This is a genomic window from Marinobacter azerbaijanicus, assembly GCF_030250645.1.
Taxonomy (GTDB): Bacteria; Pseudomonadota; Gammaproteobacteria; order Pseudomonadales; family Oleiphilaceae; genus Marinobacter; species Marinobacter azerbaijanicus.
In genome coordinates this window covers 1-19,829 of sequence record NZ_JASSVS010000010.1, presented here as the reverse complement: position 1 = coordinate 19,829, position 19,829 = coordinate 1, and the positions used below count along the sequence as shown (strand labels likewise).

General features: G+C 55.3%; 28 protein-coding genes. 25 read left to right on the top strand and 3 right to left on the bottom strand.

Going from position 1 to position 19,829, the window contains the following annotated elements:
- The first annotated feature begins 114 nt into the window (after positions 1-114).
- From ahpF to QPM17_RS17165, 7 genes are all read left to right on the top strand, one after another.
- Complete coding sequence (gene ahpF, locus QPM17_RS17195; protein WP_285392233.1) at positions 115-1,701, top strand: alkyl hydroperoxide reductase subunit F; 1,587 nt, start codon at positions 115-117, stop codon at positions 1,699-1,701.
- A gap of 190 nt (positions 1,702-1,891) precedes the next feature.
- The gene (gene betI, locus QPM17_RS17190) at positions 1,892-2,500 is read left to right on the top strand and encodes a transcriptional regulator BetI (RefSeq protein ID WP_285392231.1); all 609 of its coding nucleotides are present in this window, start codon (positions 1,892-1,894) and stop codon (positions 2,498-2,500) included.
- A 5-nt stretch (positions 2,501-2,505) separates the two neighbouring features.
- Positions 2,506-3,972: a betaine-aldehyde dehydrogenase gene (gene betB, locus QPM17_RS17185; protein ID WP_285392229.1), complete on the top strand. Its 1,467-nt coding sequence runs from the start codon at positions 2,506-2,508 to the stop codon at positions 3,970-3,972.
- An 18-nt stretch (positions 3,973-3,990) separates the two neighbouring features.
- Positions 3,991-5,676, top strand: a complete 1,686-nt coding sequence (gene betA, locus QPM17_RS17180; RefSeq protein ID WP_285392227.1) for a choline dehydrogenase — start codon at positions 3,991-3,993, stop codon at positions 5,674-5,676.
- Positions 5,677-5,896: 220 nt separating this feature from the next.
- Positions 5,897-7,114: a BCCT family transporter gene (locus QPM17_RS17175; protein WP_285392225.1), complete on the top strand. Its 1,218-nt coding sequence runs from the start codon at positions 5,897-5,899 to the stop codon at positions 7,112-7,114.
- Between the two features lie 39 nt (positions 7,115-7,153).
- A complete protein-coding gene (locus QPM17_RS17170) occupies positions 7,154-7,363 on the top strand; it encodes an acetyltransferase (RefSeq protein ID WP_285392223.1) in 210 nt (69 codons plus the stop codon).
- Positions 7,364-7,393: 30 nt separating this feature from the next.
- Positions 7,394-7,948, top strand: coding sequence for a YgjV family protein (locus QPM17_RS17165; RefSeq protein ID WP_285392221.1), 555 nt, complete (start codon positions 7,394-7,396; stop codon positions 7,946-7,948).
- Here the strand turns inward: QPM17_RS17165 and QPM17_RS17160 are convergent.
- Positions 7,943-8,977 (bottom strand): histone deacetylase family protein, encoded by a 1,035-nt coding sequence (locus tag QPM17_RS17160; protein WP_285392219.1) that lies wholly within the window; start codon positions 8,975-8,977, stop codon positions 7,943-7,945. The genes QPM17_RS17165 and QPM17_RS17160 overlap by 6 nt on opposite strands.
- A gap of 86 nt (positions 8,978-9,063) precedes the next feature.
- On the opposite strand from QPM17_RS17160, the gene QPM17_RS17155 reads away from it, so the two are divergent.
- On the top strand, positions 9,064-9,624 hold the full coding sequence (locus tag QPM17_RS17155) for an LOG family protein (protein ID WP_285392217.1): 561 nt from the start codon (positions 9,064-9,066) through the stop codon (positions 9,622-9,624).
- On the opposite strand, the gene QPM17_RS17150 is transcribed toward QPM17_RS17155, so the two are convergent.
- Both QPM17_RS17150 and QPM17_RS17145 read right to left on the bottom strand, forming a co-directional pair.
- Entirely contained in the window at positions 9,594-10,487 is an 894-nt protein-coding gene (locus tag QPM17_RS17150; RefSeq protein WP_285392215.1) for a carbohydrate kinase family protein, read from the bottom strand. The genes QPM17_RS17155 and QPM17_RS17150 overlap by 31 nt on opposite strands.
- A gap of 70 nt (positions 10,488-10,557) precedes the next feature.
- Positions 10,558-10,818 carry a phage integrase N-terminal SAM-like domain-containing protein gene (locus tag QPM17_RS17145; RefSeq protein WP_285392213.1) on the bottom strand — a complete coding sequence of 87 codons (261 nt, stop codon included), beginning with the start codon at positions 10,816-10,818 and terminating at the stop codon, positions 10,558-10,560.
- 287 nt (positions 10,819-11,105) lie between these two features.
- Here QPM17_RS17145 and QPM17_RS17140 point away from each other — a divergent pair, with 287 nt between their 5' ends.
- From QPM17_RS17140 to QPM17_RS17060, 17 genes are all read left to right on the top strand, one after another.
- A complete protein-coding gene (locus tag QPM17_RS17140) occupies positions 11,106-11,348 on the top strand; it encodes a type II toxin-antitoxin system Phd/YefM family antitoxin (RefSeq protein ID WP_058092928.1) in 243 nt (80 codons plus the stop codon).
- On the top strand, positions 11,345-11,608 hold the full coding sequence (locus tag QPM17_RS17135; RefSeq protein ID WP_068440496.1) for a Txe/YoeB family addiction module toxin: 264 nt from the start codon (positions 11,345-11,347) through the stop codon (positions 11,606-11,608). The genes QPM17_RS17140 and QPM17_RS17135 overlap by 4 nt, the downstream gene beginning before the upstream one ends.
- Positions 11,609-11,728: 120 nt before the next feature.
- Positions 11,729-12,070: a hypothetical protein gene (locus QPM17_RS17130; RefSeq protein WP_285392211.1), complete on the top strand. Its 342-nt coding sequence runs from the start codon at positions 11,729-11,731 to the stop codon at positions 12,068-12,070.
- Between the two features lie 142 nt (positions 12,071-12,212).
- Positions 12,213-12,524, top strand: a complete 312-nt coding sequence (locus QPM17_RS17125; protein ID WP_012137896.1) for a type II toxin-antitoxin system RelE/ParE family toxin — start codon at positions 12,213-12,215, stop codon at positions 12,522-12,524.
- Positions 12,517-12,804, top strand: coding sequence for a helix-turn-helix domain-containing protein (locus tag QPM17_RS17120; RefSeq protein WP_091641542.1), 288 nt, complete (start codon positions 12,517-12,519; stop codon positions 12,802-12,804). The genes QPM17_RS17125 and QPM17_RS17120 overlap by 8 nt, the downstream gene beginning before the upstream one ends.
- Before the next feature lie 151 nt (positions 12,805-12,955).
- On the top strand, positions 12,956-13,213 hold the full coding sequence (locus QPM17_RS17115; RefSeq protein WP_022992576.1) for a type II toxin-antitoxin system Phd/YefM family antitoxin: 258 nt from the start codon (positions 12,956-12,958) through the stop codon (positions 13,211-13,213).
- Positions 13,201-13,503, top strand: a complete 303-nt coding sequence (locus QPM17_RS17110; protein ID WP_285392200.1) for a type II toxin-antitoxin system RelE/ParE family toxin — start codon at positions 13,201-13,203, stop codon at positions 13,501-13,503. Before QPM17_RS17115 ends, QPM17_RS17110 begins: the two co-directional genes overlap by 13 nt.
- Positions 13,504-13,595: 92 nt before the next feature.
- Positions 13,596-13,961, top strand: coding sequence for a DUF2306 domain-containing protein (locus QPM17_RS17105; protein WP_285392198.1), 366 nt, complete (start codon positions 13,596-13,598; stop codon positions 13,959-13,961).
- A gap of 98 nt (positions 13,962-14,059) precedes the next feature.
- Complete coding sequence (locus QPM17_RS17100; protein ID WP_285392196.1) at positions 14,060-14,476, top strand: GNAT family N-acetyltransferase; 417 nt, start codon at positions 14,060-14,062, stop codon at positions 14,474-14,476.
- 139 nt (positions 14,477-14,615) lie between these two features.
- A complete protein-coding gene (locus QPM17_RS17095; protein WP_285392194.1) occupies positions 14,616-15,356 on the top strand; it encodes a type 2 periplasmic-binding domain-containing protein in 741 nt (246 codons plus the stop codon).
- A 45-nt stretch (positions 15,357-15,401) separates the two neighbouring features.
- Positions 15,402-16,367 (top strand): transcription termination factor Rho, encoded by a 966-nt coding sequence (rho, locus tag QPM17_RS17090; RefSeq protein ID WP_285392192.1) that lies wholly within the window; start codon positions 15,402-15,404, stop codon positions 16,365-16,367.
- 475 nt (positions 16,368-16,842) lie between these two features.
- Positions 16,843-17,157, top strand: coding sequence for a hypothetical protein (locus QPM17_RS17085; protein WP_285392191.1), 315 nt, complete (start codon positions 16,843-16,845; stop codon positions 17,155-17,157).
- Position 17,158: 1 nt separating this feature from the next.
- Positions 17,159-17,659, top strand: a complete 501-nt coding sequence (locus QPM17_RS17080) for a hypothetical protein (protein WP_285392189.1) — start codon at positions 17,159-17,161, stop codon at positions 17,657-17,659.
- Positions 17,660-17,791: 132 nt separating this feature from the next.
- Positions 17,792-18,256 carry a GNAT family N-acetyltransferase gene (locus QPM17_RS17075; RefSeq protein WP_285392187.1) on the top strand — a complete coding sequence of 155 codons (465 nt, stop codon included), beginning with the start codon at positions 17,792-17,794 and terminating at the stop codon, positions 18,254-18,256.
- Entirely contained in the window at positions 18,228-18,602 is a 375-nt protein-coding gene (locus QPM17_RS17070) for an alpha/beta hydrolase (protein ID WP_285392185.1), read from the top strand. Before QPM17_RS17075 ends, QPM17_RS17070 begins: the two co-directional genes overlap by 29 nt.
- Before the next feature lie 181 nt (positions 18,603-18,783).
- Positions 18,784-19,233, top strand: coding sequence for a hypothetical protein (locus tag QPM17_RS17065; RefSeq protein ID WP_285392182.1), 450 nt, complete (start codon positions 18,784-18,786; stop codon positions 19,231-19,233).
- Between the two features lie 90 nt (positions 19,234-19,323).
- A complete protein-coding gene (locus tag QPM17_RS17060; protein WP_285392180.1) occupies positions 19,324-19,665 on the top strand; it encodes a trypco2 family protein in 342 nt (113 codons plus the stop codon).
- Positions 19,666-19,829 lie beyond the last annotated feature (164 nt).

Here is a 19,829-nt window from a genome sequence, read left to right as displayed (position 1 = left end):
ATCAATTAATTTGAGCTCTGGCTGGCCAGCACGTATCGTTTCAACATATTCGATTTACGACTCAAACTGAGTGTACAAATTCAGATTCATGATATTCAGAGGGGAATAGAGAGCATGTTGGATGCCAGTATCAAGGAGCAATTGAAAGCCTACATGGAAAAGCTGCAGCAGCCGATTGAGCTGGTTGCCGCCTACGATGACAGCGAAAAGTCCCAGGAGCTGAAGCAGCTGCTGGACGAACTCGAGCCCATGTCCGACAAGATCAGCCAGCGCACGGAAGAATCAGAGGATGTACGTCGTCCTTCGTTTGCCATCAATCGCGTTGGCACCGATATCGGCGTGCGCTTTGCCGGCATTCCCATGGGGCACGAGTTCACCTCCCTGGTGCTGGCGCTGTTGCAGGTGGGTGGGCACCCGCCCAAGGCCAGCGAAGACGTTATCGAGCAGGTGAAAGCGCTGGACGGCGAGTTCGAGTTTGAAACCTATTTCTCCCTGTCGTGCCAGAACTGCCCGGACGTGGTCCAGGCGTTGAACCTGATGAGCGTTCTGAACCCGAAGATCAGGCATACTGCTATTGATGGCGCGCTGTTCCAGGATGAAGTGGAGCAGCGTGAAGTCATGGCTGTGCCCAGCGTGTACCTCAACGGCAAGCCATTCGGCCAGGGCCGCATGACCCTTGAGCAGATTATCGCCAAGGTGGATACCGGTTCTGAAGCCCGCGAAGCCGAGAAGCTCAAGCACAAGGACCCGTTTGAAGTACTGGTGATTGGTGGAGGCCCCGCCGGTTCTTCCGCTGCCATCTACGCCGCGCGTAAGGGCATCTCTACCGGTATCGCAGCCGAGCGTTTTGGTGGCCAGGTGGCCGACACCATGGGCATCGAAAACCTGATCTCCGTGTCCTACACCGAAGGCCCCAAACTGGTGGCCGCCATGGAGCAGCACGTCAAAGAGTACGACGTGGACATCATGAACCTGCAGCGGGCCGAGAAGCTGATTCCCGCAGCAAGAAAGGGTGGGCTGCACGAAGTGCGTCTGGCCAACGGCGCTTCACTCAAGGCGCGCACGTTGATTCTGTCTACCGGTGCGCGCTGGCGTCCGCTGGGTGTGCCGGGCGAAGACGAATACCGTAACAAGGGCGTGGCCTACTGCCCGCACTGCGATGGCCCGCTGTTCAAGGGCAAGCGCGTTGCCGTCATCGGCGGAGGCAACTCCGGCGTGGAAGCGGCCATCGACCTGGCTGGCATTGTCGGCCACGTGACCCTGCTGGAATTCGCCTCGGAAATGAAGGCGGATGACGTACTGCAGAAGAAACTGCGCAGCCTGAAGAACGTGGAAATCCTGACCTCCGCCCAGACCACCGAAGTGGTGGGTGAGAACGGCAAGGTCAGCGGCCTGAGCTACAAGGACAGGGTGACCGGCGAGGAACATCACATTGCCCTGGAAGGCGTGTTTGTCCAGATCGGTCTGGTGCCGAACACCGAGTGGCTCAAAGGCGATATTGAGCTCAGCCAGCACGGCGAGATCATCGTCGACGCCCGTGGCGAGACCTCAATTCCGGGTGTTTTCGCCGCCGGTGACGCCACCACGGTGCCTTACAAGCAGATCGTGATTTCCATGGGTGATGGTTCCAAGGCTGCCCTGAGCGCCTTTGACTTCCTGATCCGCAACTCCGCTGATGAGAGTGAAGAAGAGGCGGCCTGAACCGCCGTCTGAACACAGGTTCACACACGGCTGACCCCTAACCAGATCGTGTTTTTTCAGCCCCGTTGTCCGGCTTCCGGATAGCGGGGTTTTTTTTGCGCAAACGGCTCCGGGTTGAAGGGGTGGATTACTTTCTGTACACTTTATTTTAATTGAACGTTCAATTAACTAAAATCAGATCAGGAACACGATGCCGATTGTTGGAGTAAAAGACACCCGAAAGCAGCAGTTGATCGACGCCACCATGGCGTCCATTGCCGAGCTGGGTCTGCAGAACACCACCATCATCTCCATCAGCCGTCGTGCCGGTATGTCGTCCGGCATCATCAGCCACTACTTCGGTGGTAAGCAGGGGCTGATCGAAGCGGCGCTGCGGTATCTGCTGGATCAGCTCGGCAAGGAACTGCGGGAGCGGATGGCCGGCTCCGACGGCTCGCCGGAGCAGCGTCTGCAGTGCATCGTGGAAGCCAACTTCTCCGAGTTCCAGCGCTCGGACCTGGCGGCGAAAACCTGGCTCAGTTTCTGGGCTCGCTCCATGCACGAGCCCGGCCTGCAGCGCCTGCAGCAGATCAACAACGCCAGGCTGTACAGCAACCTCCGGTATTCCTTCGCCCAGCGGCTGCCGAAACAGGCCGCCACCGAAGCCGCGCGCCAGCTGGCCGCAATGATCGACGGCTTCTGGCTGCGCAGTGCGCTGAGCACGGACCCCCAGGAAGGCTTCGCCGCCGCGGAAACGCTGTGTAAGCGATTTGCATTGAACGCGCTCAACCCGACAACGAATTCATCAGCTCAGGTTTGAACCCCATGACAGCATTGCCCCGTTATCAGAACTTCATCAATGGCCAGCCCATGGCCAACGCATCCGGCGAAACCTTCCCGGTAGTTAACCCGGCTACCGGCCAGGTGATCTATGAAGTGGAAGTTGCCGACGAGACCATCCTGAACGCCGCAGTAGAAAGCGCAACGGCAGGCTTCAAGGTATGGTCAGCCATGAGCGGCGCCCAGCGCGGCCGTATCCTGCAGCGTGCCGTGGCTCTTCTGAGAGAGCGGAATGATGAACTGGCGGCGCTGGAGGTGAAAGACACCGGCAAACCCTGGCAGGAAGCCCAGGTGGTGGATGTGGTCACCGGCGCGGATACCCTCGAGTATTTTGCCGGCCTGGCGCCCTCGGTTGAGGGTAACCAGCAGGACCTGGGCGGCGACTTCTACTACACCCGCCGTGAACCCCTGGGCGTGTGCGCCGGTATCGGTGCCTGGAACTACCCGCTGCAGATCGCCTGCTGGAAGTCCGCCCCGGCCCTGGCGACCGGCAACAGCATGATCTTCAAGCCCTCGGAGGAAACCCCCATGGGCGCCCTGAAGCTGGCGGAGATCTTCATCGAAGCCGGCGTACCGGCCGGGGTGTTCAATGTGGTCCAGGGCGCTGGTGCCGTCGGTGCCTGGCTGACCCACCACCCGGAGATCGCCAAGGTGTCGTTTACCGGGGAAGTGGGCACCGGCAGGAAAGTGATGACCGCGGCAGCCTCCACCCTGAAAGACGTGACCATGGAGCTGGGTGGCAAATCACCGCTGATCATCTTTGACGACGCGGATATCGACAACGCTGTCTCCGCCGCGATGCTGGGCAACTTCTATACCCAGGGCGAGATCTGCACCAACGGCACCCGTGTTTTTGTGCACGAGAGCATCTACTCGGAATTCATTGACCGGTTGCTGGAACGTACCCTGAAAAACATCCGCATGGGCGACCCCACCGACCCGCAAACCAATTTCGGCGCGCTGATCTCCAGCAAGCACCAGCAACTGGTACTGGACTACATCGAGAAGGGCATCGCCGAAGGCGCCACCCTGAGCCACGGCGGCAAGGCCGCGAAACCGGCATCCGCGCCCGGGGGCTACTTCGTCGAGCCCACCATTTTCACCGACTGCACCGATGACATGACCATCTGCCGCGAGGAGATCTTCGGGCCGGTGATGTCGGTGCTGACCTTCTCCGATGAGGAGGAAGTGATCGACCGGGCCAACAACACCGAAACCGGCCTGGCCGCCGGTGTGTTCACCAGCGACATCCGCCGCGCCCACCGGGTGATTCACCGTATCGAGGCCGGCATCTGTTGGATCAACAGCTACGGCGCCTCGCCGGCTGAAATGCCGGTGGGTGGTTACAAACTCTCCGGAGTGGGCCGCGAAAACGGTCGTGTCACGCTCGATCATTACACCCAGCTGAAAGCGGTGTATGTGGGAATGGAAGATATAGACAGCCCTTTTTAACCGGGCTGGGAGCCGCGTATGAAAGAAGCAATCTACGATTACATCATTGTCGGAGCCGGGTCTGCCGGTTGTGTGCTGGCCAACCGGCTTACCGAGGGTGGCCACCACCGGGTGCTGCTGCTGGAGACCGGGGGCAGCGACAAGAGCATCTTCATCCAGATGCCTACGGCGCTATCCATCCCCATGAACACCAGGAAATACGCCTGGCAGTTCGAAACCGAGCCCGAGCCCTACCTGGATAACCGCCGCATGCACTGCCCCCGGGGCAAGGTGCTTGGCGGCTCCTCTTCCATTAACGGCATGGTCTACGTACGCGGCCATGCCCGTGACTTTGACGAGTGGCAGGAGCAGGGTGCCGACGGCTGGGACTATCGCCACTGCCTGCCCTATTTCAGGAAGGCCGAAACCTGGGCCTTTGGCGGTGATGAATACCGTGGTGGCAGCGGCCCGTTAGGGGTGAATAACGGCAACAACATGCAGAACCCGCTCTACAAGGCCTTTGTGGATGCGGGCGTGGATGCCGGTTATTTCGCCACCGACGATTACAACGGTGCCCGCCAGGAAGGCTTCGGCGCCATGCACATGACGGTCAGGAACGGCCGCCGCTGGTCCACCGCCAACGCCTACCTGCGCCCCGCTATGGAGCGGGACAACCTGACCGTGGTTACCCATGCGCTGGTTCACAAGATACTGCTGGAGGGCAAACAGGCCACCGGCGTGTGCTATGAGAAAGACGGCAAGCTGGTGGATGTGAAGGCGTCAGCGGAAGTGATCCTTTCGGCGGGCTCCATTGGTTCGCCCCATCTGTTGCAGCTGTCCGGCATTGGTAACCGTGACGTGCTGGAGCAGGCGGACATTCCCGTCAATCACGAGCTGCCCGGTGTGGGTGGCAACCTGCAGGATCACCTGGAATTCTACTTCCAGTTCCGCTGCAAGGAGCCCGTGTCCCTTAATGGCAAGCTCGACTGGTGGAACAAACTCAAGATCGGTGTTCGCTGGCTGCTGAAGAAGGATGGCCTGGGCGCCACCAACCATTTCGAGTCCTGCGGCTTTATCCGCTCCAGGGCCGGTGTCGAGTGGCCGGACCTGCAATACCACTTCCTGCCTGCAGCCATGCGCTACGACGGCAAGGAAGCGTTCAACGGCGACGGCTTCCAGCTACACATTGGCCACAACAAGCCCAAGAGCCGTGGTTCGGTCTATGTGCAGTCTGACAACCCGCGCCAGCCGCCGCGCATTCGGTTCAATTACCTGCAGCACGAGGACGACCGCCAGGGTTTCCGCGATTGTGTGCGCCTGACCCGGGAAATCGTCAACCAGCCTGCCATGGACAAGTACCGTGGGCCCGAAATCCAGCCCGGTGTTGATGTGCAGAGCGACGAGGAAATCGACGCCTTTGTCCGCCAGGCCGTGGAAAGCGCCTACCACCCGTCCTGCACCTGCAAGATGGGCGTGGACGAGCAGGCCGTCGTAGGCCCGGACACCCGGGTGCATGGCATTACCGGCCTGCGGGTGGTGGACTCGTCCATCTTCCCCACCATTCCCAACGGCAACCTCAATGCCCCCACCATCATGGTGGCGGAGCGTGCCGCTGACCTTATTCGTGGCCTCGAGCCACTGAACCCGTCCAATGCCCCCGTGGCCATGGACGAGCAATGGCGAGATCGACAGCGCCCTGGAGGGGCCAGACGCGAGATCGCCTGACCAACCCCCGGCGGTACAACTGCCGCCGGTTTATATGCAAACCATCAGGATTTACCTATCGCCGCTGCGGCAAACACGCCGTTCTGAGTGCGCGATAGTTAAGTGTTGACCCGTCAACGCGGGGGTTTGTGTCCGATTCGAACGAGCAACAGCTTCAAAGTAGAGGAGGAACACCCATGTTGTCCGATATAATAACCATTCCATCCAGCCGGAGGTGTGTATGACACTCTGGTTATCCACAGGCCTGATCTTTACCTTCGCGGCCATCGCGCTGATCCTGCTCAAATGGTGGGACCTGAAAGTCGTCGGCGTTACGCCGGTGCGTACCTTCACGTTCATTGCCATTCTGTTTACCTCTGGCCTGGATGTGGGCCTGATCATGTTCCCGTTGACGGAATTTGCCGGCTACGGCGATCTCGCCACCAGCCCGGAATACGGTTTTGCCAACCCGCTGGCTATCGAATTCGGGTTCTGGGCCTTCCTGATCTGGGGCTTTTATTTCCTGACCTGCTTCTATTTCTGCGTGATTGAGCCGCGGGTGAAGTTCTTCGATATTCCGCTGGTCAAGCTGGTCAACAATGTGGTGATTATCGGCACCTGCGCCTTTACCGCCTTCCTGTTACTGGTCAACCTGCCCTGGTACCTGCCGGAAATCGGTGATGGTGAAACCGTGGTGCCCGCCTTTTACCTGATTGTCTTTGCAGCCATCGCCGCAGCGGTGTATTCCAGCAGTAAGATCAAATACGTGCGCATACTCAGCCTGGGGTCGAGCTGGCTGTTCATTGCCCTGATTGCGGTGATGTGGGGCCGTGCCTTCCTGACTGGTAACGGCAGCGTGGGCGATTTCTTCGGCACCGCAGGCCTGATTGGTGAGTACTTCACCAACCTGCACTACTTCATGCTGCCACTGAACGACTACCACGAGTTCTACCTGTTCTGGTGGTTCTCCTGGAGCATCATGATCGGCCAGTTCACCGCCCGTTTTGTCAGCGGCCTGCGCACCTGGCAGCTGATGATCGCCATGCTGGTGTTTCCCTCTGCCGCCATCGGTACCTGGTTCTCGGTGTTGTATCACTACCACGCTGAAGGCCTGAACATTGCTGCCTTCATCAACATCGCCATGATCACAGTGGGTATCCTGATGGTGGTCAACTCCCTGGATTCGCTGATCCGGCTGTACACCGACAACCTGAACCTGACCGCCAGACGCCTGGGGCAGGGCAGGTATTACCTGGGCAATCTGGTTGCCATGTGTGGCCTGACGCTGCTGTTCCAGCTGGATTTCCTGCGCATTCAGTGGGTCGGTGCACTGGTCATCGCATTGTACTTCAGCTGTTTCGTCTACATTGTAATGAAGCGCCGCTCCGAAGTGATGGGCATTGAAGCCTCGCCCAAAGAGAATACACTCGACTTCGGGAAGATTGAATTAGCGAGCTAGATCGCCACATACATCATCACGGAAACCCGGGAGGGAGCTATGTTTCTCGCCGAAAAATCGACTGGTCACATGATTGAAGTGCTGGACACCAGGAAGCTGTTCGATCCCCACGAAGCGACAGTGAAAGGCAGCCTGCACTTTGGTGAAGAGGCCCAGGACCCGGAGGATTATGAGAAATCCACTCTGAACTTCCCGTCCGGGGAGCCCCTGCCGCTGTGCTGGACGGACCCGGATTTCCGCAGAAGGTGATTCGCGCCCTGTTATCACTGATGGTTCACCATGTTTGAGGGCATGAGCTACACCGACATGGCGGGCCAGATCGTCAGCCTGATCGCGCTGGGGTTCTGCATTGCCGGCTTTGCCAGCAAGCGGGATGACCGCCTGATGGTGCTGCTGATATCCGCCAATGTGGCCTTTGCAGCCCAGTTTGCGCTGTTTGGCAGCTGGACAGCGGCCATACTGAGCCTGCTGGTGATTGGCCGTATCATGCTGGCCCGGCGCCATCTCGGTAGCTGGAAGGTGATGCTGGCGGTACTGGCCGTGAACCTGGTGGCGGCCGCGCTGACCTGGCGCAGCCCGGTGGATTACTTTGCCATTGCCGCCGCCATCTTCGGGACCGTGGGCATGTTCATGCTCCGCGGCATTCCCATGCGGCTGATGCTGATGGCTGCCGCCATTGCCTGGATGCTGAATAACATCGTTATCGGCTCGGTGGGCGGCACGCTGGCCGAAGGCATGGTGGTGGTGACCAACGCCATCACCATCTTCCGGCTTGCCCGCATGAAACGCCGTTACCCCAAAGCGTTTGAAGAACTGAAAGAAACCGGTTCATAGCCGGGCGCTTTCGAATCCCCGCAGCACATTCACCACGTTCACACCGATGGCATCCACGTCGTAGCCACCTTCCATGGTAAACAGGGTAGGCAGCTTCAGTTTCCCCAGCCGTTCGCCCATCAACAGGTAGTCTGCCGATGTCAGCTTGAAAAAGGAGATGGGGTCGTGCTCGAAGGTATCCACGCCCAGGGCGATCACCAGGGCGTCTGGCTGGTAGGCCTCGATTCTGCGACAGGCTGTTTCCAGCCCGTCGCGCCACACGCCGAAGGGCGTACCGGGCGGGTAGACCAGGTTCATGTTGAAACCCTCGCCAGGGCCTTCCCCGGTTTCGTCCTCGAATCCCAGAAAGTGGGGAAACACCAGGTCCGGGTCGCCGTGAAGGCTGATGGTCATCACGTCGTCACGTTGGTAGAAAATACTCTGGGTGCCATTGCCATGGTGGAAGTCCACATCCAGCACAGCCACCCGCCTGGCGCCCTGGTCGCGGAAGGCCTGGGCGGATATGGCGGCGTTGTTGAAGAAGCAGTAGCCGCCGAACAGATCGGCGTGGGCATGGTGGCCGGGTGGGCGGCACAGCGCGAAGGCCGCGGGTTCGCCGCCGGCCACCAGTGCCTGTGCCGTCAGGGCAACATCGGCTGAGGCGCAGGCCGCCTCCCAGGTGCCTTCGGTAATAGAGGTTTCGGCGGCAAAACTGTAATAGCCCAGACGGCCGTCAATGTCTTTCGGCACCCGGTGCCGCATGCCCCGGCCGGGCCAGACCGCGGGAATGGCTTCACCGGGCTTGCCCTCGGCCGTCCAGTCTTCCCAGCTTGTGCGGAGGAAGTCCACGTAGTCCTGGGTGTGCACCCGGAGCACCGGGGCCAGGCCGAATTCCTGCGGTGGCAGCACGTCCCCCAACTGCTGCTGTTTCACCCGGCTGAGTATGGTTTCCGCCCGGGAAGGCTTTTCATGGGGCGCTATCAGAATACCGCCGTCCAGCTCTGTGGTGGCGGTGCGGCGGTTGTGCAACGGCGAAAAAACAGTTTTCATGGGAACATAACCCGTGTTGATCTCGGTAAGCCTGACATTGTGTTGATCAACATACCAAACAATGAATCCACTCACAGGAATCCGTCATGAAAATCGCTGTCTTTTGTGGTTCCAGCCGGGGCAACGACGAACGGTTTGCCGAAGCCGCCGCTGAGTTTGCCGGTTACATGGCAAGCCAGGGCATTGACCTGGTTTTCGGGGGCGGCAATGTAGGCCTGATGGGCGTGGTTGCCGACGCCGTGCTGGCCGGCGGCCGCGAAGTGTATGGTGTTATCCCCGAATCGTTGCGCGACCGGGAACTGGCCCACCAGGGCCTGACCAGGCTGGACGTGGTGGCCTCCATGCACGAGCGCAAGGCGCTGATGGCGGATATGGCCGACGCCTTCGTGGCCCTGCCCGGTGGCCCGGGCACCATGGACGAAATCTTCGAGGCCTGGACCTGGGGTCAGCTCGGCTATCACAACAAACCCTGTGCCTTCTATAACGTGGATGGCTATTACGACGAGCTGCTGGCCTTCATCCGCAAGATGTCCGGCGCCGGCTTTCTCAAGCCCGAATACGCGGAGATGGTGATTGTGGAGCAACAGCCGGAAGCGTTGATATCCGCCCTGAAAAACTACCAGCCACCGGCCTGTAAATGGTCGTAAAGCCGCTGGAGGCTCAGGTTCTGTGCTGCCAGTGAGCGTGACGTAACGCAGAGTGCGCCGCACGCGGCACCGAGCTTCAGGCAGGTTGGCAGGCTTTCCCCGGCAAGGTAACCACTGAGAAAGCCGCTGAAGAAGGCATCTCCTGCGCCATTGGTGTCGCGCACCCGGTCAACCGGCAACGCCGCCTGTTCCAGCCACACCCCCTCGCGATTCAACAGGGTGGCGCCCTGGGCACCATGGGTGCACACCACCAGCTCCTTGCCCTGATCAATCATCTTCTCCATGAAACCGCGATAGTCCGCCAGGTTGTCACTGGACAGAAAAATCACGCTGGCGGCACCAATAAACGGCTGGTGGTGGGGGTTGTGGCCGTCGTAATCGTGCAGGTCGGTCCACACCGGCTTGCCCGCGCTCCTGGCCAATGCCAGCGCGGGCCTGGCGTAGCCCAGTATGTTCACCACCACCAGCTCACAGCTCTCCATGGCCGCGCACACCGGGGCCCAGTCCACCGTTGCCGGTTCGGCCGGTGGTTGGATGAAAATGGACACCCGCCCGCCGTGCGGGTCCATCAGGTTCACATGCTGCTCGGTAGGGGCATCGGTTGTTTCAACCAACAGCTCGATTCCCGGCACGCTCAGGGCACTGCGGGCAAGGCCCGCCTCCTGGTCCCGCCCCAGGAGCGAGTGCAGTATCACCGGGAGCCCCAGAGCCGACAGGTTCAGTGCCTTGCCAGCGCCGGTGCTGCCCAGGGTTCTGTAGCTTTCCTTTGGCCAGATGGTCTGCGGAACAGGCTGTGGCAGCGCATCAAGCTGGATGACGGTGTCTACAGAGACACCACCGATGATCAGTATGGGTTTGTTCATTGATTGAGGCCTCGAAAGGGAGATTCACCAACCCTACCCGGTGTATTGCCGCGACGAATCATCCTTGGTGCTACGCCCCCCTAGCCAAGTGGAACACCAGCGAGTTCAGAGCTTGAGTTTGCGTTGGTGCAGCAACATTGCGATGCAGTGCCAACCACGTAAGAAATTCATTAACCTCCCTCGGGCCCATCTCCCGAGGATGTTTCATTTTGTGAAAGCGAATGAAATAGCGAATCCAGTACCAGTAGGTCTGTTCAGTACGAATGCTGTAGTGATTCACCCGAATGACTGCGCGTACCTGATCACGTAAGCGGGGCTGCTTTCCATGCATTGATGAGGCTCCTTGCCAAAAAACTGTATATTTAAACAGTATTATTGGTGGCACAGATCACAGATGTCAAATGATTGCATGGTAACGTTGCAAAAGGTGGGCTAAGCTTCTGATTTATAAATTTTTGGGTCGAGTTCTTGTGTTTGAAATGGCCGTAATCATGAAGCGGTCAAAGTTTCGCAATCACTGAGACATCAGTCCAATTGCTGTTATGCGAGACGTTCGCCTTGACGTACGTACTCAAAGGCGTACACTTGGTTGCAAGTTGAACACACAAGAGGTGCGTCATGACCGGAATCACAGCAACTGAGGCGCGCAGCAACCTATATCGGTTGATTGACGAGACCGCCGAGTCCCACCAACCAATCGTCATCATGGGTAAACGGAACAAAGCCGTTCTGGTTTCCGAAGAAGACTGGTCTGCAATTCAGGAAACACTTTACCTGCTCTCCGTACCAGGTATGCGGGAGTCGATTCGTGAGGGGATGGATACCCCTGTAGATGAATGCGATGAGGAGCTGGACTGGTGACATGGAAGTTGGTTTACACCAAGCAAGCCCAGAAAGATGCAAAGAAGTTGGCCTCCAGCGGCCTCAAACCAAAGGCCCAGGAACTTTTAGCGCTGATAGCGGAAGATCCATACCGCAAGCCGCCTCCGTTTGAGAAGCTCATTGGTGATCTTGCGGGGGCCTATTCACGCCGAATCAATATTCAGCACCGTCTGGTCTACCAAGTGCTGGAGGACGAGCAAGTGGTGAAAGTCCTCAGGCTCTGGAGCCACTATGAATAATGCATAACCAGTCGCTGTTGCCGGACAATTTTTCCACCGCTTCGCGGCTCCAAAATTGCCGCAAAGCTTCGCGTTAGAGGCTGCTGCCGTTCAATTTAAAGAGGGAAAGTTCAAAGATTTATGGATATCTCGAGTTCAATATCGATGGCGATGGGCGTTCTGCCCTTATTCGTAGTGGTTCTCATATATAAGGAAGCAAAGCCGAAATATCACGGTCTCTGGTTTTTCGGCATTGTGATTATCGCCATTGCAGGATTTCTAGCTGGTGGCCTGGGCGTGTTGGAAAGCTTTATAAGTCATAAGCTGGCAGAAGGCAGTGAGAAGGAGACCCTTAAAGAGGCTCAACACACAGTTGGTATTTGGATTTACATTGGGCCTGCAGTGATAGCGGCAATCGGTGCAAACTTGATTACTGAATTCATATTGCGAGATAAGCCGAGCCCAAATGCCTCTAACAAATAGTTGCAGTTCGTTCCGGCCCTGACGGGCCTCCACCGGGCAGCCTTGTCGCCGCTTCGCTCTGCCAAGGCTGCCACTGAACAACGGCGTTACACCTCACTGATCTGGCCTTGACGCTCGTACGGCAACGCCGTATATTTTGGCAATGCTATTCATCGAAACCTCAACGTTCACCAAGCTATTGCCGAACTACCTCACGGATGAGGAATACCGTGGGCTTCAAACCTACCTTTTGCAGAAGCCGGATGCCGGAGATTTGATCAAGGGATCGGGTGGTGTTCGTAAGGTTCGATGGGCACCAGCGGGTTCTGGAAAGAGCGGTGGCATCAGAGCAATTTATTACTGGAAGAAGTCTGACCACGAGATATGGATGCTCACGCTGTACAGTAAATCAGAGCGCGCCAGCATTCCTGGCCATACGCTCAAGCAGATAGCGGAGGCAATCAAAAATGGGTGACAGGAACCTTGGGGCAGAGATTCTTGATGGTATCAATGAAATCAAGCAGTTCAAGAAGGGTAAATTGGCTCTACGAACGCATGAGCTTTCAGAACCTTCACCGCCCAAAGAGATCAGGCTGAAATTGCACATGTCGCAGTCAGCATTTGCCGGTCTTATGGGCGTGAGTGTGCGAACCCTTCAGGATTGGGAACAGGGTCGGCGCGAACCGCAGGGTCCTGCAGTTGCGCTTCTGCGTATTGCTGAGCAACACCCGGAAGTTTTTAGTCAGCTGCACTGACCAAATTGAGGTGTAACCAGGCCATGCACCGGATGCCGAAACCTCCGCTTCGCTCTGGTTTTGTCACCGGTGATGGCGGGCGTTAGCTGTGATTGCCCCACCTGAAAAGTGATACTATAGTGTCACTATTAGTCTGATTCAGGGTGAGCCCATGAAAGTTGAGCTTGTTACGAACCTCAAGCGCCAAGCCACAAAGATTCTGGCAGATCTGCACTTGTCTAAAGAGCCGATACTGATCACGGAGCATGGTCAGCCATCCGCATACCTTGTCGATGTGCAGGATTACGAGTTTATGCAGCGCCGACTTGAGCTGCTTGAGGGGCTCTCACGGGGGGAGCGTGCTGTACTTGAGGGAAGAACGTACAGCCAAAGTGAGGCCAGGGAGAAAATGAGTAAATGGCTGAAGTAATCTGGACGGAGCCTGCCCTTCAAGAACTGGATGCCATCGCTGAGTACATTGCTCTGGATAATCCTGTTGCCGCAAGTCATCTGGTCCAGGAAGTTTTCGATAAGACCGAGCGCTTGGAAGATTTTCCCCAATCCGGACGGATTCCTCCAGAGCTCCCTGATTCGGTATACAGGGAGGTAGTGATTCCACCGTGTCGCATTTTTTATCGTGAGGATGAGCCGCGGGTTTTCGTTCTCTATGTTATGCGAGAGGAGCGGCAGCTTCGTGCGTACATGCTCGGGAACAGCTAACCAAACGCGTCACTCGGATGCCTTTGTCTTCGCTTCGCTACGTCAAAGTCACCGGTGCGCTTGGGCGTTAACCACAAATTCAGGATCCACGGATGGCGATAACTATTCACCTTACTGCAGCACTCTGGGCGTTGCTGGCCGGGAGTAGTCAGCTATTCACAGATAAAGGAACCAAGCTGCATAAAATAGTTGGTTGGACCTGGATGACAGCCATGGTGATTGTGGCCATCTCATCCTTTTGGCTCACTGGATTCATGAACCTTTTCTGGGGTTACAGTCCTATCCACTTGCTCTCTGTCTGGATATTGGTCTGTGTTGGTGTTTCCGTCTATTCCGCCCGAACTGGCAATATCAAACGGCACCGGGCGTTTGCTATAGGCGCTTTTTACGGGGTTGTTGGCGCGGGCCTCGGCACACTGGCGCCAGGTAGGCTAATCCACCAGTGGATTTTTGGTTAACAAGTCAATCAAGTACCATTCCGGCCACAAAAAACGTGGTCTCCACCGGACTCGCTGTCGCTCGCCGTTTAGCGGGACGTTAATTGCCAAGGAGACGTATGGGTATCAGCTTCAAGGTGAATCACCCCATTACCACTGACCAGTTCATTGGTTTGCTGGAGAGTTCTACCCTCGGTGAGCGTCGGCCAATTCATGACCGAGAGTGTATGGAAGGGGTGGTTTCCAATTCCAATCTCACCGTAAGCGCTTGGGATGATTCTCTTCTTGTGGGTATCGCCCGCAGTGTCACTGACTTTCACTATGCCTGCTATCTGTCAGATTTGGCTGTTCACAAGAGCTACCAGAAATCAGGAATAGGTAAGCGGCTGCAGTCATTGACCCAGGAGCAACTGGGGCCACTCTGTAAATTGATACTCATCGCAGCACCGGCAGCCAATTTGTACTATGGTCAGATTGGTTACATGCACAATGATCGCTGTTGGGTTCTGGAGCCGGGGGTGACCATTGGCAATTAACAAAGCCATTAAGTCTGTTCCGGGCCTGAAGGGTCTCCACCGGGCGGCCTTCTCTCCGCCATTTACGCATGCACCCTTGTGATTATTTGGGGATGTGCTGCGACGCATTATCCCCATTGATCACTGGGAGGAGGGCCCAATGAGAATAGGCCTGCTGTTCATTGCAGCATTCTGGTTCCTTCCGGTTTCGTCCCAAACGCTCCAGATTATGGGGTCGGACGAGGGCTTTCTGCCGTTTTATTACGGTAACAACCTTAACAAGGGCATTTTGGTCGAGGTGATCAATGAGTTCACCCTGAAGACCGGTATCGCAGCCGATTTCCGCCCGATGCCGCGCAAACGCCAGGCCTGGGCCCTGGAAGAAGGGCAAGCCAACGCGGTTTTCGCCAACCCGCTATGGATGCCGCTGCCGGACCGGATGCACGCCGTCGGACCGGTGTTAACCTGGCGTGACCGTGTGTTCGCGCAACCTGGCCGACAACCGGACTCCATCGATGACCTTCAGGGCAGCATCTGTTTGCGTAAATGGTTTGTCTACAGTGATCGACTCGAGCATCGGATCGGTACCGACCTGGTCCGCCATGATGCGTACAATGCCCAGCAGATGCTGGGCATGTTTCTGCAGAAACGCTGCGATTACACCGTCATGAATGAAATGGAGTTCCGGTTTCTGGCACTGCTGGTGGAAGTCGATCCGGACCGTTACAGCACGGAACTGATCGTCGCAGAATGGCCGGTCTATCTTGGTATCCTCAAAACCGAGGCGGCCCTGATTGAAGCGGCGGAAGCTTTTTTCGCTACCCACACTGTTGACGTAGAGGCCATGCTACCCAACCTGCCCCCGCCGGACCAGAACGTCTCGATTCAGCCGGACAAGTAAGGCAGCTAGCGGCCAAAGATCCATTTGCAAGGCACTCAAACAGCTATGACGAGAAAGACATTAGGCTTGACCCGGAAACCAAATAAAGACGCCAAACCAGTGGCTGAGAAAGCCGAAGAGGTGTTTGAGGCTGATCCACAAAAACGTTTTCTAAACGGTGTGGCTATCAATCCAACGCCGGGGATCCGCCTGGAGTCAGGTTCAGAAAAACTCTCGGTGCGCGCGATGGATTTGATCACGCCGATTGGAATGGGGCAGCGGGGTTTGATAGTTGCACCACCGGGGTCTGGAAAGTCGACGATTTTAAAAGATATTTGCCAGGCGGTGGGAAAGGCGTATCCCGAGATTAAACTCTACGCGTTATTGATAGATGAGCGACCCGAAGAGGTGACTGATTTCAAGCGTAGCGTCCCGGCTGAGGTACACGCTTCTTCTTCGGATGAAAGCTACGCTCATCACGCTCGCGTTGCCGATGAGCTTCTTGATATCGCCCGCCAACAAGCTGGCGAGGGTCACAACGTCATGATTGTGATTGACTCTCTCACGAGGCTTGCGCGTGTGCACAATGCGGAGCGAAAGAGCAGCGGTCGTACTATGTCTGGCGGGGTTGATGCGCGAGCGATGGAGATCCCGCGGAGGTTGTTTGGCTCTGCACGAAACCTTGAAAATGGCGGCTCGCTTACCATTTTGGCAACCGTTCTGGTTGATACGGGCAGCCGTATGGACCAGGTTATATTTGAGGAATTCAAGGGCACGGGGAACATGGAGCTGGTTTTATCAAGAGAGGTTGCGAATCAGCGACTCTTCCCCGCGCTGGACATTTCGAAAAGCAGTACACGCCGTGAAGAGCTGCTGTTGGATCCGAAAGATTTGGACAAAATAAGAGCGTTGCGCCGGGCGCTTAGCGGTCTCAAACCGCTGGAGGGCACAAAAAAGCTGGTTGAGCTGCTTGAGAAGTACCCCACAAATGCCGAGCTTCTGAAAAACATCCCCGGGACGCCCATCGATTGATTCCGTGGTGCCTGCTGGCGTTATACCTCAAAGGAGGATTCTGAATGAAGCCAAGGATCAGCATGATTACGCTGGGCGTCAGTGATCTGGAAGTGTCGGTACGCTTCTTTTACCTGTGCCATTGCCAAACACTCAGGTCGCAGGTTTGCTCGTGGTTCCCGCAGGGTGTTTGGACACTGAAATCACTATGCTGCCAACTGCGCATATCTTCTCATCCAGCAAAGCTGCTTGGGATGAGGGGTTAGGGGAGGTACCAAAGTTCGAGGGACTGCCGGCTTGAGCTACCATCACATAACCGGTGGCTGTTGTCGGACACACCTACACTGGCGCTCCGGTGCGCCGCAAAGCCATGGCGTTATGGGCCCAGCCATCAGGAGGGTCAGGGGGGCATCTCTGGAGTTAACTAAGCGAGCTTGATAGAATTTTCTTGGCATCAGGACGGTGCCGAAGGGTCATTTGCGAAAAGGAGAAGGGAATGAGATCAGATGACAGGGAATATGTAGCTGCCGTAATCAATTTTTTCTGGCAAGGCTTGGCGCAGCCTCACTCAGTAAATGAAAACGCTGCAAAAGTAATGTATGAAGCCCTCACGGAAGCGCAGTCATGTACTGCATCAATAGATTTAGTGCCAAGACCGACTTACACGCCAAGCATTAATTATATCATCAAAAAAATAGCAAAAATTGGCCAGCGAATAATGTCTGGAGATACCTCGCTTTATAATATGTGTCGGGATCAAGTCGCCGCAAACTATAAAACTCATATTCGTGCAGCATTGTGGGGGCTTTAATATGAATAAGGTTTTTGTTTTATCGCTTATTTTATTTTTTCCTTTCTCATTGTCAGCAAGTGAAAGAGATTTGCGTATAGTTTATGGGGAGCTTGACTTTTTTATACCTAATAACCCTGTCGTAGTAGGGTACCTTGGGACAGGTAGCGAAATTCTAATCGCTAAATACAGTGATGAGCCCGGCAAGGATATCATTGGCTTTAGTCTAGACAAGGAGGTAAATACAGGAGGCTGTAGCCCTGAAGTTTTCTTTAGATCTGTTTTAAATGCAAATGAGGCTGAATGTAATACAGATGCTGTTGAATCTTTTCGATATGTTTTTATGAAAAACAGAGATTCCGGAAATTGGTCAGGTGACGACAAAGAGTTTTTCTACTTTATCGGATCAGATAAGTCCACGGTATTTATGACAGAAAAAACAAGTGATAATAAAACATACAAAATAGAATCAAATTTTTTGAGCAAAAAGAGAATCAAGGGAATATTCTCAAGCTATCTTTAGTTTCTTGAATTTGATTGCTATCGATATTCAAAGTCCATAACCAGTGCAGGCACGGCGACGCCCTTTACATTGCGCCTTCGGCTCCATTCCAAGGGCTGCATGCTGCAAGCGTTACATGGTGAAGCCAGGCCTATGATTTCGGTGAAACTGAGGAACCTTCGTCACCAAGATAAAGAGGCTGTCATTGCCATGCTTGGAGACCCTGAGGTAATGAGGTTTCTTGGGCCTCGTCGCGCCCTGGCAGAAGACGAGGCAGATTCATGGTTCGAGAATGCGCTCGCTAACTCGACCCGCTTCGCTGTTGCCAACGCTGATACTGACGAGTTTATCGGGTTCTGCGGGGTTAAACAGATAGATGGTGTTTCGGATTTCGGCTGTTTCATAAGATCGGAGTTTTGGGGCAACGGCATAGCTGCCAAGGCATGCGAGTTGGCAGTTGAAAGGCTATCCTCCGAGATCGATTTAGAGACCGTTCAGGTTTTCATCGCGGATGACAATTTGGCTAGCCAGAGAGTAGCTCAAAAACTGGGATGGCAGGCCACGCACAATGGCTCTAAGGATGGAGAGTATGGCCAATACTACCGAATCACCATGTAACCAGGCGGTCAACCGGACGCCAAAAGCGTGCGGCTTTTGGTTCCCTCCGCCAGCCCTAGTGGCGCCACCCACCGGCTTTTTCCAAATTCCTGGTGCACTTGATGCGGTAAGAATTCCAGTTCTGGCTTGGGTGGGTTCCGAGGATAGCATCACGCCTCCCGCACAAACTGAATGGCTGGCTCACACCATGCGTGATTGGCAAGCCGTGGATGTTCGTGTAACTCATGGTGCCGGCCATTTTTCTTTCATGGACCAACCGCCGCCGCAAACTACAGAGCCTTTGGCGGATAAGCATGCATTTCTGCGGGAGCATTCGAGTGAAGTTTGCAAGTTTGTGGTTGGCTAAGAGGCATGGTTAAATTCTGTTACTACAACTAGAGCAAATTAGGTCTCAATTTGATGAGCCTTTAGCTGCACTGCAGAAAATTTAGCCAACTGTTGTAGTAAGTTCCGGGCCTCGGGCGTTACACCGGACACACCTACGCTGCGCTCCGGTGCGCCGCAAAGCCAGGCGCTAAATAGTGAGTATGAGTCAGTATCGTTTCTATAGAGATGGGTTGAAATTTACAGTCACCAGGGATCGGAGACCATATTGCCATGGAAAAGTGGTTCTTTCTCTGAGCACCTATAACTTTACCTTTGCGGATGAGGAAGATAATGAATATTCCATGGTGGCCAGCGGACTGTTTTTCTGGCGAAGTATAAAGCTCTATATAAACGGGACATTTCAAGAAAACTATACTCTCAGTGAGTCAAAGACCAGCCAAATTCGGCTCGATAGCAGGATGTTTGTGAGGATTCGCGGGGAATATGTTCACCACATTGATAAGTCACGTGAGCATGATGAACACGGCAAGTGTCTATACTCGTGGCAAGGGACACCTCGTTCGATTGAGCGGGAAGTTATCTGTTTGGTGGTGCTGCGTTTTATTAGTGGTATGCAAAGCTCATATTCAAGTGCTACAGCGGGTATTTAACAAGTAGCGTAAGTCGGGCCGATTTTCGGGCGCGCTGTGCCTACAAACCGACCGTTTAAAATTGGCGTTAAATCACCGAGGAGACCTCCGATGAAAGGAAAAATAAGTTTGGCGAACTTTATTCAGGAGGTTAAAAAAGAGCTGGTTGATGCTCAGGATACGTCCGGAAAACCATTTTATGAGCTCGAAAGCGTTGAGCTGGAAGTGGCTTTTACTCTTGAGGTAAGTGGCAAGGGCAAAGCGAATTTCGTAGTTTTTGACCTTGCAGGTGAAACATCGGGAACCCAGCTACACAAGGTGAAGTTGAACTTTAAACCAATACCCCCCGAAAAAGGCGATCCCGCCAGTCAGAAGAAAGTTCAAGGTTTTGATTTTAAATCAGATAGTAAGAAAAGTGTTGGTCCAGTTTATGGCAAGTCGCCAAAGCTTTAACTATCACAGGAAAGGGGCGCTGCTGACGTCGCGTCCCTGTTGCTAGCGTTATTATTTTTATCGAAGCTCCAGGGAGGGAAGGTTATGAGTAAGCGTCCGCCCATCACACCTTGTCAGGTATAGCCGGCTTCCAGTTGTGGGGCAATAGCTCATCGATGGCGTTG

Excerpts from the sequence above, each read along its gene's own strand:
- QPM17_RS17070 (WP_285392185.1), top strand. The coding sequence starts at position 18,228 with ATGGCCAATACTACCGAATCACCATGTAACCAGGCGGTCAACCGGACG.
- QPM17_RS17120 (WP_091641542.1), top strand. The coding sequence starts at position 12,517 with ATGGGTGACAGGAACCTTGGGGCAGAGATTCTTGATGGTATCAATGAA.
- rho (WP_285392192.1), top strand. The coding sequence starts at position 15,402 with ATGACGAGAAAGACATTAGGCTTGACCCGGAAACCAAATAAAGACGCC.
- QPM17_RS17115 (WP_022992576.1), top strand. The coding sequence starts at position 12,956 with ATGAAAGTTGAGCTTGTTACGAACCTCAAGCGCCAAGCCACAAAGATT.
- QPM17_RS17125 (WP_012137896.1), top strand. The coding sequence starts at position 12,213 with ATGCTATTCATCGAAACCTCAACGTTCACCAAGCTATTGCCGAACTAC.
- QPM17_RS17155 (WP_285392217.1), top strand. The coding sequence starts at position 9,064 with ATGAAAATCGCTGTCTTTTGTGGTTCCAGCCGGGGCAACGACGAACGG.
- QPM17_RS17095 (WP_285392194.1), top strand. The coding sequence starts at position 14,616 with ATGAGAATAGGCCTGCTGTTCATTGCAGCATTCTGGTTCCTTCCGGTT.
- QPM17_RS17140 (WP_058092928.1), top strand. The coding sequence starts at position 11,106 with ATGACCGGAATCACAGCAACTGAGGCGCGCAGCAACCTATATCGGTTG.
- QPM17_RS17075 (WP_285392187.1), top strand. The coding sequence starts at position 17,792 with ATGATTTCGGTGAAACTGAGGAACCTTCGTCACCAAGATAAAGAGGCT.
- QPM17_RS17080 (WP_285392189.1), top strand. The coding sequence starts at position 17,159 with ATGAATAAGGTTTTTGTTTTATCGCTTATTTTATTTTTTCCTTTCTCA.
- betB (WP_285392229.1), top strand. The coding sequence starts at position 2,506 with ATGACAGCATTGCCCCGTTATCAGAACTTCATCAATGGCCAGCCCATG.
- ahpF (WP_285392233.1), top strand. The coding sequence starts at position 115 with ATGTTGGATGCCAGTATCAAGGAGCAATTGAAAGCCTACATGGAAAAG.
- QPM17_RS17105 (WP_285392198.1), top strand. The coding sequence starts at position 13,596 with ATGGCGATAACTATTCACCTTACTGCAGCACTCTGGGCGTTGCTGGCC.
- betA (WP_285392227.1), top strand. The coding sequence starts at position 3,991 with ATGAAAGAAGCAATCTACGATTACATCATTGTCGGAGCCGGGTCTGCC.
- QPM17_RS17160 (WP_285392219.1), bottom strand. The coding sequence starts at position 8,977 with ATGAAAACTGTTTTTTCGCCGTTGCACAACCGCCGCACCGCCACCACA.
- QPM17_RS17150 (WP_285392215.1), bottom strand. The coding sequence starts at position 10,487 with ATGAACAAACCCATACTGATCATCGGTGGTGTCTCTGTAGACACCGTC.
- QPM17_RS17130 (WP_285392211.1), top strand. The coding sequence starts at position 11,729 with ATGGATATCTCGAGTTCAATATCGATGGCGATGGGCGTTCTGCCCTTA.
- QPM17_RS17065 (WP_285392182.1), top strand. The coding sequence starts at position 18,784 with ATGAGTCAGTATCGTTTCTATAGAGATGGGTTGAAATTTACAGTCACC.
- QPM17_RS17165 (WP_285392221.1), top strand. The coding sequence starts at position 7,394 with ATGTTTGAGGGCATGAGCTACACCGACATGGCGGGCCAGATCGTCAGC.
- QPM17_RS17170 (WP_285392223.1), top strand. The coding sequence starts at position 7,154 with ATGTTTCTCGCCGAAAAATCGACTGGTCACATGATTGAAGTGCTGGAC.
- QPM17_RS17175 (WP_285392225.1), top strand. The coding sequence starts at position 5,897 with ATGACACTCTGGTTATCCACAGGCCTGATCTTTACCTTCGCGGCCATC.
- QPM17_RS17145 (WP_285392213.1), bottom strand. The coding sequence starts at position 10,818 with ATGCATGGAAAGCAGCCCCGCTTACGTGATCAGGTACGCGCAGTCATT.
- betI (WP_285392231.1), top strand. The coding sequence starts at position 1,892 with ATGCCGATTGTTGGAGTAAAAGACACCCGAAAGCAGCAGTTGATCGAC.
- QPM17_RS17100 (WP_285392196.1), top strand. The coding sequence starts at position 14,060 with ATGGGTATCAGCTTCAAGGTGAATCACCCCATTACCACTGACCAGTTC.
- QPM17_RS17060 (WP_285392180.1), top strand. The coding sequence starts at position 19,324 with ATGAAAGGAAAAATAAGTTTGGCGAACTTTATTCAGGAGGTTAAAAAA.
- QPM17_RS17085 (WP_285392191.1), top strand. The coding sequence starts at position 16,843 with ATGAGATCAGATGACAGGGAATATGTAGCTGCCGTAATCAATTTTTTC.
- QPM17_RS17110 (WP_285392200.1), top strand. The coding sequence starts at position 13,201 with ATGGCTGAAGTAATCTGGACGGAGCCTGCCCTTCAAGAACTGGATGCC.